This is a genomic window from Cetobacterium somerae ATCC BAA-474 (assembly GCF_000479045.1).
Lineage (GTDB): Bacteria > Fusobacteriota > Fusobacteriia > Fusobacteriales > Fusobacteriaceae > Cetobacterium_A > Cetobacterium_A somerae.
This window is the reverse complement of the sequence record NZ_KI518200.1, coordinates 105947-119400: the sequence shown is the minus strand read 5'-3', so window position 1 is coordinate 119400 and position 13454 is coordinate 105947. Positions and strand designations below refer to the sequence as shown.

Annotated in this window: 15 protein-coding genes; 6 read left to right on the top strand and 9 right to left on the bottom strand. The window is 29.5% G+C overall.

Annotated elements, in window-relative coordinates; translation table 11 throughout:
- From HMPREF0202_RS11780 to HMPREF0202_RS11760, 5 genes are all read right to left on the bottom strand, one after another.
- Positions 1-756 carry an MIP/aquaporin family protein gene (locus HMPREF0202_RS11780; protein ID WP_023051024.1) on the bottom strand — a complete coding sequence of 252 codons (756 nt, stop codon included), beginning with the start codon at positions 754-756 and terminating at the stop codon, positions 1-3.
- Between the two features lie 109 nt (positions 757-865).
- The gene (locus HMPREF0202_RS11775; RefSeq protein ID WP_023051023.1) at positions 866-1432 is read right to left on the bottom strand and encodes a glycerol-3-phosphate responsive antiterminator; all 567 of its coding nucleotides are present in this window, start codon (positions 1430-1432) and stop codon (positions 866-868) included.
- A 136-nt stretch (positions 1433-1568) separates the two neighbouring features.
- Positions 1569-3425, bottom strand: coding sequence for a PTS fructose transporter subunit IIABC (locus tag HMPREF0202_RS11770; RefSeq protein WP_023051022.1), 1857 nt, complete (start codon positions 3423-3425; stop codon positions 1569-1571).
- A 14-nt stretch (positions 3426-3439) separates the two neighbouring features.
- Positions 3440-4354 carry a 1-phosphofructokinase gene (gene pfkB, locus HMPREF0202_RS11765; RefSeq protein WP_023051021.1) on the bottom strand — a complete coding sequence of 305 codons (915 nt, stop codon included), beginning with the start codon at positions 4352-4354 and terminating at the stop codon, positions 3440-3442.
- Positions 4351-5094: a DeoR/GlpR family DNA-binding transcription regulator gene (locus HMPREF0202_RS11760; protein ID WP_023051020.1), complete on the bottom strand. Its 744-nt coding sequence runs from the start codon at positions 5092-5094 to the stop codon at positions 4351-4353. The genes pfkB and HMPREF0202_RS11760 overlap by 4 nt, the downstream gene beginning before the upstream one ends.
- A 151-nt stretch (positions 5095-5245) precedes the next feature.
- On the opposite strand from HMPREF0202_RS11760, the gene HMPREF0202_RS11755 reads away from it, so the two are divergent.
- On the top strand, positions 5246-5854 hold the full coding sequence (locus HMPREF0202_RS11755; RefSeq protein ID WP_040407401.1) for an NUDIX hydrolase: 609 nt from the start codon (positions 5246-5248) through the stop codon (positions 5852-5854).
- A gap of 45 nt (positions 5855-5899) precedes the next feature.
- Here the strand turns inward: HMPREF0202_RS11755 and citX are convergent, their stop codons facing one another.
- From citX to HMPREF0202_RS11735, 4 genes are read right to left on the bottom strand one after another with little or no spacing between them, the layout of a single operon-like run.
- On the bottom strand, positions 5900-7246 hold the full coding sequence (gene citX, locus HMPREF0202_RS14995) for a citrate lyase holo-[acyl-carrier protein] synthase (protein ID WP_023051018.1): 1347 nt from the start codon (positions 7244-7246) through the stop codon (positions 5900-5902).
- 6 nt (positions 7247-7252) lie between these two features.
- Positions 7253-8287, bottom strand: coding sequence for a [citrate (pro-3S)-lyase] ligase (citC, locus tag HMPREF0202_RS11745; protein WP_023051017.1), 1035 nt, complete (start codon positions 8285-8287; stop codon positions 7253-7255).
- Complete coding sequence (locus tag HMPREF0202_RS11740) at positions 8284-8802, bottom strand: hypothetical protein (RefSeq protein WP_023051016.1); 519 nt, start codon at positions 8800-8802, stop codon at positions 8284-8286. The genes citC and HMPREF0202_RS11740 overlap by 4 nt, the downstream gene beginning before the upstream one ends.
- A gap of 25 nt (positions 8803-8827) precedes the next feature.
- Positions 8828-9499 (bottom strand): chorismate mutase, encoded by a 672-nt coding sequence (locus HMPREF0202_RS11735; protein ID WP_211231178.1) that lies wholly within the window; start codon positions 9497-9499, stop codon positions 8828-8830.
- Positions 9500-9637: 138 nt separating this feature from the next.
- Between HMPREF0202_RS11735 and accD the strand changes: the two genes are divergently transcribed.
- From accD to recR, 5 genes are read left to right on the top strand one after another with little or no spacing between them, the layout of a single operon-like run.
- A complete protein-coding gene (accD, locus tag HMPREF0202_RS11730) occupies positions 9638-10522 on the top strand; it encodes an acetyl-CoA carboxylase, carboxyltransferase subunit beta (protein WP_023051014.1) in 885 nt (294 codons plus the stop codon).
- Positions 10523-10548: 26 nt separating this feature from the next.
- A complete protein-coding gene (locus tag HMPREF0202_RS11725) occupies positions 10549-11499 on the top strand; it encodes an acetyl-CoA carboxylase carboxyltransferase subunit alpha (protein ID WP_023051013.1) in 951 nt (316 codons plus the stop codon).
- A 33-nt stretch (positions 11500-11532) separates the two neighbouring features.
- Positions 11533-12498 (top strand): 6-phosphofructokinase, encoded by a 966-nt coding sequence (pfkA, locus tag HMPREF0202_RS11720; RefSeq protein WP_023051012.1) that lies wholly within the window; start codon positions 11533-11535, stop codon positions 12496-12498.
- 14 nt (positions 12499-12512) lie between these two features.
- Positions 12513-12833, top strand: coding sequence for a DUF496 family protein (locus tag HMPREF0202_RS11715; protein WP_023051011.1), 321 nt, complete (start codon positions 12513-12515; stop codon positions 12831-12833).
- Between the two features lie 12 nt (positions 12834-12845).
- The gene (gene recR / locus HMPREF0202_RS11710; RefSeq protein WP_023051010.1) at positions 12846-13439 is read left to right on the top strand and encodes a recombination mediator RecR; all 594 of its coding nucleotides are present in this window, start codon (positions 12846-12848) and stop codon (positions 13437-13439) included.
- Positions 13440-13454: the final 15 nt, after the last annotated feature.

Sequence of the window (13454 nt, the reverse complement as noted above, 5' to 3'; positions counted from 1 at the left end):
TTAATTGAAAAGAGCTGCAAAAGTAATAGCACCGATAATACCACCTACGATAGGACCAGCAATAGGTACCCAAGCATAAGACCAGTCAGAATCTCCTTTATTGGCAATAGGTAAAATAGCGTGCATAATTCTAGGTCCTAAGTCTCTAGCAGGGTTAATAGCATAACCAGTAGGCCCACCTAAACTTAAACCTAAACTCCATACATAAAATCCAGCTAATAACGGCCCTAAAATACCAGTAAATCCTCTAACCATATCACCATTTGGTAAAGTAGCAGTGAAAGCTTGGTTATTAACATGACCAATAGCTAATAGTCCAAAAACAAGCATAAAAGTGCCGATAGCTTCTGTTACAAAGTTCCACTTTAAATCTCTAATAGCAGGTCCTGTAGAAAAAGAACCTAAGATTGCTCCAGTATCAGTTGTTTCGTCATAATGTCTTTTGTAAGTAAGATATACAAAAATTTGTCCAAACATAGCTCCTAAAATTTGGGCAACAACATAACCTAAAACAAGGTTAGCTGGGAAAAGACCTGCAACAGCAAATCCAATAGTTAAAGCAGGGTTAAGATGAGCACCACTAATCCATCCTACGCAGTAAGCTCCAGTCATAACAGCTAGACCCCAAGCAGTAGTAATAACAATCCATCCAGAGTTGTTTCCTTTACTTTTGTTTAAAACCACATTTGCAACAACACCATTACCAAGTAAAACAAGAATTGCAGTACCTATAAACTCAGCTACAAAAACATTCATGATATCCTCCCATATTTATTTTTTTTATATTAAAAAAAAGCTATTCAAAAAAAGAGAATTTTAAGAAATTCTGTTTAATTGAATAGCTTCTCTAATATCTCTAGCTAAACTAATTTATAATATTTAGTTTTGTTGTAGATATAGCTACAGCTCCGCTTTTTAAAGCTAGATTGACATCTTCATGATCGGAGATAAGTCCACCAGCAATAATTGGAATAGAGCTTTGCTTTGAAATTTGTTCAATAATTTTAGGCATAACTCCAGGTAGAATTTCAATTGCATCGATATATGTTTCATTAAAAAGTTTTTCAGTAGTAGTTAAAGATAAAGAGTCTATTAAGAAACACCTCATAATAACTAAAAAGCCAATTTTATGTGCATATTTAGCTACTTGAGATTTTGTAGTTATGACTCCATCTGCAAAAGTATTATCTTTCAAATAGTCAATAGCAGAATTATCTTTAGTATTTAAGCCTTGAATCATATCAAGGTGTATAAAGCATAGTTTTCCACTTGCTTTGATAAGACGAGTAGTTTCTTCAATAGAGCAAATATCACTACTTAGAAGAAATATTATCTTAGAGGAGCTTAAAAGAGCTTTTTCTAAAGTTTGTAGGTCCTTTACAGCAAGTATCTTGTTATTTTTGATTAAAATCTTTTCAAAATTTGAGTTCATTTTGATCTCCTTTTGTCTCTTATCAATATTAAGTATACTATATTAATTTTAAATGTCAAGTTAAATAACAGTTAATTTTTTAAATTTGACAAAAAAATAAAAAAGGGGTTATAATAACCCCTTTAAACTCAATAAGTTATATATTTTTAGTAGGTTTAGTTATACCGATTAAAATACATGTTACAAAAGCACCAATAACAACAGATAATAGATACATCATTGGATTTGTAATAATAGGTAAAACAAATAATCCACCGTGAGGTGCAGGCAATTGACATTTGAATGCCATTGATAGACCACCAGCTAGAGCAGAACCTATAACACAACTAGGAATAACTCTAATTGGATCAGCAGCAGCAAAAGGAATAGCTCCCTCAGTAATAAAAGATGCTCCCATTATATAGTTAGTTAAACCAGCTTCTCTTTCCTCTTTAGAGAATTTATTTTTAAAGAAAGTAGTTGCTAAAGCGATTCCTAAAGGTGGAGTCATACCACCAGCCATAACAGCAGCATGTGGATAATAGTTTCCAGCAGCAATAGCAGCAATACCAAATGTAAAAGCGGCTTTATTGATAGGACCTCCCATATCAATAGCCATCATACCACCAACAATAGCTCCTAATAAGATAAGGTTACCAGTACCAAGAGAATTTAAGAAATTAGTAATTCCACCATTTACAGCAGCAACTGGAGATATAACAACAGTATACATAAGAACACCAGTTATTAAAATTCCAAATAAAGGATATAAAAGAACAGGCTTAATTCCTTCTAGTTTTTCAGGAAGTTTAGCGAATACCTTTTTTAAGAATAGAATAACATAACCACCAAGGAAACCTCCAACTAAACCACCAAGGAAACCACCACCATTATTAGCAGAAATTAAACCTCCAACCATAGCGGGAGCAAATCCAGGTCTATCTGCAATACTCATTCCTATAAATCCTGCAAGAACTGGAACCATTAAGAAGAAAGCATTTCCACCACCAATATCCATTAAAAGTTTAGCGATTGGACTAAAACTTGGATCAGTAGGATCAGATGCCTTTATACCGAATATGAAAGATATTGCAATTAAAATACCTCCACCAACAACGAATGGCAGCATATTAGAAACCCCACTCATTAAATGCTTATAGAATCCCTTTCTTTCACTAGTTCCAGAAGATGTTTTTGTTTCTTTATTTGAATACACTGGTGCAGTTTGATCTAAAGCTTTTTGAATTAACTCTTGAGGTCTTTTAATTCCCTCTTTAACTCCAACAATTTCAACATGCTTTCCGTTAAATCTAGCCATTTCAACATTTTTATCAGCAGCAATTATAATTCCTTTTGCATTTTTAATCTCTTCATCCGTAAGGTGGTTTTTAACTCCTGTAGATCCATTAGTTTCTACTTTGATTTTAATTCCCATCTCTTTAGCTTTTTTGTTTAAAGCTTCAGCGGCCATATATGTGTGAGCAATTCCAGTTGGACAAGCAGTTACTGCAAGTACTTGATAATCATTATCCTCCTCTTTAGGCGGGACAAGTTCTTCTCCTACATTATCCTCTTTTAAAAGAATATCTAGAACTTCTTGCTCTGTTTTTACTTTTAAAAGCTGTTCTCTAATATCATCATCTAATAAAAGAGATGTCAGTTGAGATAATGTTTCAATATGTGAATCAGTAGCATCAGCGGGAGCAGCAATCATGAAAAATAATTTAGATGGCTCACCATCTAAAGAATCATAATCAATTCCTTCTTTAGAAAGTCCAAATGCAACAGTAGGAATTTTAACAGATGATGATTTTCCGTGAGGGATAGCAATACCTTCTTCTAAACCAGTAGAACTTTGCTCCTCTCTATTTAAAATAGTTTTTCTAAATTCATCTTTATCATTAAGTCTACCAGCATTGTAAAGAACATCGACAAGTTCATCAATAACTTCAATTTTACTTTTAGCATTTAAATTTAATTTTATACAATCTTTTACTAACATTTTATCTAACATAATATTCCTCCCATTTATAAATTAATAACTTTAATATCTTTTAATAAATTTGTCATAGTATTAAAAGTTGCTAATCCTTTAGAAAAAGCAGTAGCACTTCCAGAAGCAATTCCAATCTCATAACACTCTTTTAAAGATAAAGATTTGTTAAGACCATATATAAATCCACCAATCATTGAATCTCCAGAACCATTTGAACTAATAAGAGTACCTTTAGGAACACCACTTATAAAAATTTCATTTTGTGTTATAAAAATAGATCCTTTAGAACCTAAAGAGATTAAAACATTTTTAGCTCCCATCTTTTGTAATTTTTTACCAGCTTCAACTAACTCTTCAGTAGTTGAAAAATTAGAGTTAAAAAATTCATTGATTTCATCCTTGTTTGGTTTTATTAAAAATACGCCTTTTTTTAAAGCAATTTCAAAAGGAAGACCTCTAGTATCTAAAATAACTTTTACATCCTTTGGAATGCTTTCAATAATATCAGCATATATACTAGAAGGTAAAGAAGATGGAACACTTCCAGATAGAGCTAAAATATCATTAGCTTTAAGATTAGTTTTTAAAAAATTAAGTAACTCTTGAAGATTTTCTTTTGAAATTGTAGGAGAAGTGCCTGCAATTTCACTTTCAAGTCCATTATTATTTATTTTAATATTTATACGAGTATCTTCATCAACATTAAAAAACTTAGTATTTAAACCATCGTGATTTAAAGTATTTTTTATAAATTCTCCAGTAAATCCACCAATAAATCCTAAACAAATTGATTCTGTGTTAAAATTTTTTAAAATTTTAGATACATTGATCCCCTTTCCTCCAGGAAGTTTATACGTTTCTTTAGGAGTGTTTAAATTTCCTTCGATAAAAGAATCAAAGGATAAAAAATAATCTAAAGCAGGATTTAAAGTTAACGTGTATATCATTTTACTACCTCCACTTTTACTATATTTTTATATTCTTTAGAAAGTGGCTTATCTGTAATTAAAGTCCCTTTATCTAAAGTAGAAAAAATAGTAAAACTACTTTTTCCAATTTTTGAATGGTCACAAAGAAAAAAAGTATCCGTACTTTTATTAATAGCTTCACTTTTAATAAGAGCTTCTTCAAAGTCAGGTGTGCTATAGCCATCTAAAGTAACAGCATTAACACCAATAAAAGCATATTGAAAATTAAAAGTTTTTATATATTGAGCTGCTGAAAATCCAACAGTACAACTAGTTTTACTTTTAATTTTACCGCCTATTAAATAACTTTCAATTTCATATTTTTCTAACTCATCTATTAAATTTAATCCGTTTGTTACAACTTTAATATTAAGATTTTTCAAATACTTAATCATACAAAGAGTTGTTGTTCCAGCATCTAAGAAAATATAGGAATCTCTCTTAATGAAACTTGCGGCATATTTTGCAATTTTTTCTTTTTCCACTCTATTAAGATTTCTTCTGTATTGGATGTTAAAATCCTTTGTAGTATCTAAAGAGTTATTTAAGATAGCTCCACCGTGAACTCTTTTAACAAGCTCTTTTTTTTCTAAAGAAGCTAAATCTCTTCGAGCAGTAGCTTCTGAAATATTTAAAAATTCAACGATTTCTTGGATTTTTATAACCTCTTTTTGTTTCAAAAGTTCTAAAATAGAATTTTCTCTTTCTATATTCAACATAAAATCACATCCTTTATAGAAAGTATATTATCATAGTGTAAAATAAAAATCAATCATTTTCTTTCAAATTCTTTCAAAAACAATCAAAAATAAAAAAATGAAGGATTTTTATAAAATAAAGATTATAATAAATTTAGAGGAGGGAGTTATAATGAATATAGATTTTACAGAAAAAATAATTGGGAAGGAAAAATATTTTAATTCAGCTGTGATAGCATTAGTTATTGAAAAAAATGATAAGAAATATTTTTTATTTGAAAAAAGAGCTAGAGGAGTAAGGCAAGGAGGAGATATATCTTTTCCAGGTGGAAAAATAGAAATGGGTGAAACTAGTTTAGAAGCGGCATTAAGAGAGTGTAAAGAAGAGATTGGTATAGATGAAGTCGATGTTAAAGGAAAAATAGGAACATTAGTTATACCATCTGGGATAATGGTAGAAGCTTTTTTAGGCATTATAGAAGAGAAAAAATTAAAGAAATTAAAAATAAACGAAGATGAAGTTGAAGGGTGTTTTTTAGTTCCTGTTGATTTCTTTAAAAAAAATTCTCCAAGAATTGAAAAATTAGAAGTAGAAACTAAGCCTTATTATTATGAAAATGGGGAGAAATTTGTATTTCCAGCAGTGGAATTAAATTTACCTAAAATGTATCATACACCTTGGAAGAGTTCTCCAAGAGAGGTTTATATTTATATCTATGAAGATAAGGTTATATGGGGATTAACAGCAGAGATTATAAAAGAAGCTATAAAATATTTATAGGTATATAAAAAGAGACTATTTTTATAAATAGTCTCTTTAAAAAACTTAAAAATATGGTTTTATAAAGTATAGAAACATTGTAATCGCAAGAAGGTCAGCAGCTCCACCTGGACTAATTCTTTTTTCTATAAATTCTTTTTCAATTTCAGTTAATAAGTTTATATCTAAAGAGTTATTATCAAATTTTAAATGTAAATCTTTAGCTTTAAGTTTTACAAAATTTAGAATTTCAATATCGTGTCTGTGTAAAATGGTTGTATCTTCTAAATTACTCATTAAAAATATAAGAGTTCTAATCATTGCAGAGTTAATATGCTCGCCAGAAACTAAAGATTTTTCAAAAATTTCAACGGAGTTATTAAAAATAATATCTAAACCATTTTTTACAATTCCTCTTACACCAACTACGCCATGTTTAATATATAATTTCTCTCCATGAGTAAGAGAAGATTTTTTATGAATATCATTAAAGTCTTTTAAAATATCTCGACACATGTCTTTTATTAGTGATGAGATATCATTAAATAATAAATTTTCATACTTTGCTTTAGCACTTAAAGCGGCAGTAATACCCATTAAGAAAATCATTCCCTTATGTGTATTAACGTTATGAGTAGCTAAAAACATATCATTTTCAGCAACTTTTCCCATAAATCTTATTTTCTTAAAAATTAAATCAACTGATAAGGGCGAATACCCCGCATTTACAACTTTTTTAAAGTAACTATTTAAAGAAAATCCACTGTCAATAAAGGTGAAAAAATCCATATCTTCATGAGAACCGTTAGTATGAGGTGAAACTAATCCAAAAGATGGTGAAGCAGAAACTTCTAAGATAATTGATTTTAATGCTAGATTTGAGAAACTGTCCATTATCTCAATTTTATTACGCTCAGAATTTAAGTATTCTTCTAGTCTCTTTTCAATAGCTATTTGAACATCTTTTTGGGTATGTTTTTTAGTTCTAGTACAAACAAAGGCCATATCATTGCAAAGAAGACATTGTCTTTTTTCTCCACCAAAGTCTTTTCTAGAAAATGGATAACCGTTATTATCGAAAACATCAATATCAACACATCGACCTAAAATATGAGATTCTTCAATCTCCATAGCAATTTTTTTTATATTTTTACCAGAATAATTAATTGAATATATATATGTAGGCCCTTCGATAGATTCAATTTTTTTTGAATATATAATTTGTGAATTGAAAATTTCTAGAATTTCATCCTTTATAATTTCAACAATATATTTAGCAACAAAACTATTTTTTTCCTCTCCAGGATAGTTAGCTCTCAAAACTAAAATGGGATTTTTAAAATTTTCAATAACTTCATTTTGAATCTCTACTCTTTTTTCTCTCATTAATAAAAATTCTTCTAAATTAAACATCTATAATTAGTGAACAGAGTTAGAATTTTTAATTCTCTCTGTAATCTCCTTCCCTTTTTCTGAAATTAAGTATTCGTAAGTAGAATATGGAACTAAATTTTTAACTTCATTTAATTTGTCCTCTTTTAAAAGAGCACGAACTTGTGAGGCACTTATAGCACAATGTTCCATCTCTTTTCTTGGAATAATACAAACTTTTAAATTAAATTCCTTAAAAGTTTCAATCATAGTATCATTGTATTTTTTAGTTACTTCACAAAATGGTTCTTCACCAACAAATCTAGTTGAAATATTTAGTTTTTTGCAAAAGTGTTCAGCAGTTATTTTAGTATCTAATTTCATAAATTCAACTAAAGAATCGTCTTCTTTTCTTAAAAAGTAATTAGGAAATGTAGCTGAAGATATAACATATTCTGTACTAGGTAAAATAGTTACATTTGTTAAATGCTCTGTTCCTTTTTTTACTAGAGCAATTCTATCGGAAAATGGAAAAGACGATTTATCCTCTTCAACAACTAAAACTAAAATATTATCCATTTTTTTAGCAGCAGTTTCAATAAGAAATTGATGACCTAAAGTGAAAGGATTGCAATTCATTATAAGAAGACCATTATTGCTATTTTCTTCCCAAGCTAATTGTGATTTCATTTTATCAATAGTTTTATCAATAGAATTCATTCCAATTTCAAGAAGCGCTACTTTATCAGTTTTTGAAATTGGTTTAAATCCAACACCTTTAAAAATATCTTCATTTGAAGGTTTTGTAAAAACAAAAGTATGAAAAATTCCTTGATCAAAAGATTTATTAAGAAGAGTTGTAACAAGAGTGTTTGTAACTCCTTCTCCTCTTAAAGAATCATCTATGGCAAAGCATTTTATTATATTTTTACTTTTAGAGGCTGTTGCGACAATTTCCTCATTTTTTCTAATAACTAAAGAGTAATCAATAGTTTCATCAAAATTTAATTGAAACTTTTTTAAAAACTCCTTAAGTTCATTTTTTTGATAGCTACTATTTAAATTTAGTGTTTCTATATTCATTGTGTTTGTGTTACCCCCTCTTTAATAAGTTGGAATTTACTTGTTATATCATCAATATATTGAATAAATATATTTTGAGATTCAGATAAAATTTCATTTTTTGAAATGCTATATACTACATAAACCTTATTATTTTCCATCCAAGTATCTTTTTCAATTGATTTTTGTACAAGTTGAGTAGCAGTATAATCCATTAAATCAGATAAAGCAGGAGATAATATTTTTTTAGTATAAGGATCAGCAGGAACTAAGAAAGATTTAAAAACTATCTCTTCTTCAGATAAAATTTTAGACTTTAATTTTTCTTTAGCTTCACGAACAGCTTTTCCAGTTGCAACTAATGTACCACTACTTGCAATTTTAGCTGAACCAATACCGATAACTTCATTTTCAGAATCAACAGAAGTAGTCATTCGCTCAGTATTTTCAGTGTTTTCCATAGGATTTGGTATTGAAAGATTATTACATCCAGTTAAGAAAAAAATAAAAGATATAGCTGTAAATTTTTTTAACATTAGAACTCCCCCCTTTAAAAATAAATTATATGCTAGGTATAGTACCTAAGATTTTAATATTTAAATTTTCAAAATCTTTTAAGTTTTTAAATGGAATTAAATTTATAAAAAGATTTGAATCAACTTTTATATACTCTTTAGAAATTATACCATTATGTAAAATATAAGTAACATCATTATCTTTAAAAATAGAGTTATTGTAAGAGGAAAATAAATATAAAACCTCTTCATTTAAATTAACTTTATTAATAAGGTACCAGTTATTTTTTTCTATAAAATCTATAATTTCTTTAGAAAGTGGAGTTAAAATGTATTTAACAGAATCTAAATTCAGTTCTTCAAACTGACGAATAACAACAGGATTAACATATTCTCCAAAAATTTTTTTTACTCCAACTAAAGATAAAGCGTTGTATTTTATACCTACATTTAGTATGCCTTCAAGTTTTCGGCAAAAAGATATAATTTCAGTATAAAAACTTTGGATTTCATCAGCTTCAAGTCCTGAAAAGTCACTTAATTTTTTATAAATAGCAACCTCTCTTTCTGGAACATATATACGGCTGTTGTCTTTTGATTTTGTTACACCAACTTGGTGAACAATATTCATTCTGTTCAGAATTAACTCTACAATTTTTTTATCTATTTTGTCTATTTCTTCTCTTAATTTATTAATATCACGTGTAATTTTAATCACCCATTTCATGAACATTATCAATACATATTCTATAATATAAAGGTGTCAAAATCAAATAATTATTGAAATATAATGAAAAATCTTATAGAATGAGATATTGAAATGTTTAAAAATAAATAGAAGTTTCAGGAGGAAAATATGAAGTTTTTTTCTTTGAATAAAAAAAAGTATGCGACTTTAACTGTTAAAGAAAATAAATCAGAAAATAAAAAAGTTGAAGAAAAAGAGGAAAAAATAATAAAAAAAACAAAAATAACAGGACTTTGGGAAAAATGTCCAGAGTGTCATGAGATTGTTTATAAAAATGATATTGAACAAAATTTACAAAAATGTCCACATTGTGATTATTATTTCTCAATGAGTGCTAAGGAGAGAATTGCTCTTTTAATAGATGAGGGAACTTTCCAAGAGATGGATAAAAATTTAACTTCAGAAAACCCATTAGATTTTCCAGGGTATACTGAAAAATATGAAGCAGCAGTAGAAAAAACAGGAATGTTAGAAGGTGTTGTAGCAGGAATTGGAGATATTTTTGGAATAAAAGTAAGTATAGCGGTTATGGACTTTGATTTTTTAGGTGGAAGTATGGGATCTGTTGTGGGAGAGAAAATAACAAGAGCAATAGAAAGAGGAATAAAGTTTAAAGTTCCGGTAGTTGTGGTATCTTCATCTGGAGGAGCTAGAATGCATGAAGGAATACTTTCACTTATGCAAATGGCAAAAACTTCAGCAGCACTAGAAAAATTAAGAGAAGTGGGGGTTCCATTTATTTCTATTCCAGTAAATCCAACAACAGGAGGAGTAACAGCTTCTTTTGCAATGTTAGGAGATATAATTATGACAGAGCCAGATGCTTTAATAGGGTTTGCGGGACAAAGAGTAATTGAGCAAACAATAAAGCAAAAATTGCCAAATGGATTCCAAAGAAGTGAATTTTTACAAGAGTGTGGAATGGTTGATGTTATAACAAAAAGAGAGGATATGAAGAGAACTCTTCATAAAGTTTTAGATAATATAATCTAGAAATCGTTTATTTACAGGAGAGTGACATGAAATTTAATAGTGAAATTTTAGATTTAGAAACTAAAATAGTAGAGCTTAAAAATTTTTCAAAAGAAAAAAATATAGATTTAAGTTTAGAGATAGAAAAACTTTCAAAACAAAGAGATGAATACTTAAAAGCCGCTTATGAAGACTTAACAGATTGGGATAGAGTAGCTATAGCTCGTCATCCAGAAAGACCATATACATTAGACTATATAGAAAATATGACAACAGATTTTATAGAGCTCCACGGAGATAGGTTATGTAAAGATGATGCTGCAATAGTTGGTGGTCTTTGCAAAATAGATGGAAAAAAAGTTATGATTGTTGGACACCAAAAAGGAAGAACTATTGAAGAGAATATCTTTAGAAATTTTGGAATGGCAAGTCCTGAAGGGTATAGAAAAGCCCTGAGATTATTTAAAATGGCTGAAAGATTTTCGATTCCTATAGTAAACTTAATAGATACAGCAGGGGCATACCCTGGGATAGAAGCAGAAAAACATGGACAAGGAGAAGCTATTGCTAGAAATTTATTGGAAATGGCAGGCTTAAAAGTGCCAATAATTTCTGTTGTAATAGGTGAAGGAGGATCTGGAGGAGCTTTGGCATTAGGAGTAGCAGATAAAGTTTATATGTTAGAAAATTCAGTTTATTCTGTAATATCTCCAGAAGGATGTGCGGCAATTCTTTATAAAGATTCTTCTAAAGCCCCAGAAGCAGCAAATAACTTAAAAATATCAGGTCATAGTTTACAAAGTTTAGGTATAATTGACGGTATAGTTAAGGAACCTCTAGGAGGAGCTCATAGAGATTATAAGTGTGCAGCAAATGATCTAAAAAGTGTTATTTTATCATCACTTTTAGAGTTATCTAAATTAGATGTAGATACTTTACTAAAAAATAGATATAATAAGTTTAGAAAAATGGGAAGTTTTACAGAGAAAACAATCTAAATTTTAATAGAAAGTGTCGGAGGTGTTAAGCTTATGAAAAAAATAGCTGTTTTAACAAGTGGAGGAGACGCTCCTGGAATGAACGCTGCAGTAAGAGCGGTAGCTAAAGTAGCCTTAGCAAAAGGGATGGAAGTATACGGAGTAAGAAGAGGATATTTAGGAATGGTTCACGATGAGATATTCCAAATGAATGGAAGCCATGTATCTGGAATTATTGATAGAGGTGGAACAGTTCTTTTAACAGCTAGATGTTTAGAGTTTAAAGATCCAAAATTCAGAGCAATAGCTGCTGAGAATTTAAAGAAAAGAGGAATTGAAGGTATCGTAGTTGTAGGAGGAGATGGATCTTATAGAGGTGCTGATTTATTATCTAAAGAGCACGGATTTAAGGTTGTAGGATTACCTGGAACAATAGACAATGATATAATAGGAACAGACTATACAATAGGTTTTGACACATGTTTAAATACAATATTAGATGCTATGTCAAAATTAAGAGATACAGCAACTTCACATGAAAGAACAATCTTAATGGAAGTAATGGGAAGACATGCAGGAGATTTAGCTCTTCATGCCACATTAGCTGGTGGAGGAGATGGAGTTTTAATTCCTGAAATAGAGGAACCAATTGAGATGTTAGCTTATCAAATTAAAGAGAGAAGAAGACAAGGGAAGCTACACGATATAGTTTTAGTAGCTGAAGGTGTTGGAAGTGTTTTTGAAATTGAAAAGCAACTAAAAGAGAAAGTAACAACAGAGGTAAGAAGTGTAGTTTTAGCTCACGTTCAAAGAGGTGGAACTCCATCTGGATTTGATAGAGTTTTAGCAACTAAAATGGGAGCAAAAGCAGTTGAGCTTCTTGAAGCAGGAGAAGGTGGAGTTATGGTAGGAATTGAAAGTAATGAATTAGTAACTCATCCAATTTCATTTGCTTGGGAAGGTAAAAGAAAATATGATATTAGAAAAGATTATGAATTAGCATTAACACTTTGTAAATAGGAGCTGATGAGAATATGATTACAGTTTTAGACGTTGTTAGAAAAGAAAGAAGAAAAAATAAGATTAAAAGAGAAATTGAAGATAATGATAGAAAAATAAGAGACAACAGAAAAAGAGTTGATCTTTTAACAAACTTAAAGGAGTATCTAAAGCCTGGAATGACTTATGCTGAGATTATTGACATAATTGAAAACATGAAAGGTGACTATGAGGATAGAGTTGATGACTATATAATCAAAAATGCTGAGTTAGGAAAAGAAAGAAGAGAAATTTCTAAAAGCATAAAAGAGATTACAAGAACATTAGCTCAAAAAGCTCCAGTAGAAAAAAAGTAATAAGGAGTTTAAATGGCAACTAAGTCATTAGAGATATTGATAGATGAATTTAATAGATTACCTGGAATTGGAAGAAAAAGTGCAGTGAGATTGGCATTTCATGTTTTAGAGATGTCGGATCAAGAAGTTGAAAGATTTTCAAAAGCTTTAAAAGATGTAAAAGAAACTGTAAAAAAATGTTCAATTTGTGGTAATTTTAGTGAAAATGATATATGTGATATATGTAGAGATGAATTTAGAGATAAGAATATTATCTGTGTTGTAGAGGATAGTAGAGATATAATTCCTTTAGAAAAAACAAAGAGATATAAAGGAAGTTATCATGTTTTAAATGGTAAAATAGATCCATTAAATGGTATGACTCCAGATAAACTAAATTTAAAATCATTGTTAGAAAGAGTGGCAAAAGAGGATATAAAAGAAGTTATTCTTGCTTTAAATCCAGATTTAGAGGGAGAGACAACAGCTTTATACTTAACAAAACTTTTAAAGACGTTTGATGTAAAAGTAACAAAAATAGCTAGTGGAATTCCAATGGGTGGAAATATAGAATTTGCTGATGTAGCAACTATATCAAGAGCTTTAGATGGAAGACAAGAGATATAAAAAAAGTCGGATTAA

Excerpts from the sequence above, each read along its gene's own strand:
- pfkA (WP_023051012.1), top strand. The coding sequence starts at position 11,533 with ATGAAAAAAATAGCTGTTTTAACAAGTGGAGGAGACGCTCCTGGAATG.
- citX (WP_023051018.1), bottom strand. The coding sequence starts at position 7,246 with ATGTTTAATTTAGAAGAATTTTTATTAATGAGAGAAAAAAGAGTAGAG.
- citC (WP_023051017.1), bottom strand. The coding sequence starts at position 8,287 with ATGAATATAGAAACACTAAATTTAAATAGTAGCTATCAAAAAAATGAA.
- HMPREF0202_RS11770 (WP_023051022.1), bottom strand. The coding sequence starts at position 3,425 with ATGTTAGATAAAATGTTAGTAAAAGATTGTATAAAATTAAATTTAAAT.
- HMPREF0202_RS11780 (WP_023051024.1), bottom strand. The coding sequence starts at position 756 with ATGAATGTTTTTGTAGCTGAGTTTATAGGTACTGCAATTCTTGTTTTA.
- HMPREF0202_RS11715 (WP_023051011.1), top strand. The coding sequence starts at position 12,513 with ATGATTACAGTTTTAGACGTTGTTAGAAAAGAAAGAAGAAAAAATAAG.
- pfkB (WP_023051021.1), bottom strand. The coding sequence starts at position 4,354 with ATGATATACACGTTAACTTTAAATCCTGCTTTAGATTATTTTTTATCC.
- recR (WP_023051010.1), top strand. The coding sequence starts at position 12,846 with ATGGCAACTAAGTCATTAGAGATATTGATAGATGAATTTAATAGATTA.
- HMPREF0202_RS11725 (WP_023051013.1), top strand. The coding sequence starts at position 10,549 with ATGAAATTTAATAGTGAAATTTTAGATTTAGAAACTAAAATAGTAGAG.
- HMPREF0202_RS11740 (WP_023051016.1), bottom strand. The coding sequence starts at position 8,802 with ATGTTAAAAAAATTTACAGCTATATCTTTTATTTTTTTCTTAACTGGA.
- accD (WP_023051014.1), top strand. The coding sequence starts at position 9,638 with ATGAAGTTTTTTTCTTTGAATAAAAAAAAGTATGCGACTTTAACTGTT.
- HMPREF0202_RS11755 (WP_040407401.1), top strand. The coding sequence starts at position 5,246 with ATGAATATAGATTTTACAGAAAAAATAATTGGGAAGGAAAAATATTTT.
- HMPREF0202_RS11775 (WP_023051023.1), bottom strand. The coding sequence starts at position 1,432 with ATGAACTCAAATTTTGAAAAGATTTTAATCAAAAATAACAAGATACTT.
- HMPREF0202_RS11760 (WP_023051020.1), bottom strand. The coding sequence starts at position 5,094 with ATGTTGAATATAGAAAGAGAAAATTCTATTTTAGAACTTTTGAAACAA.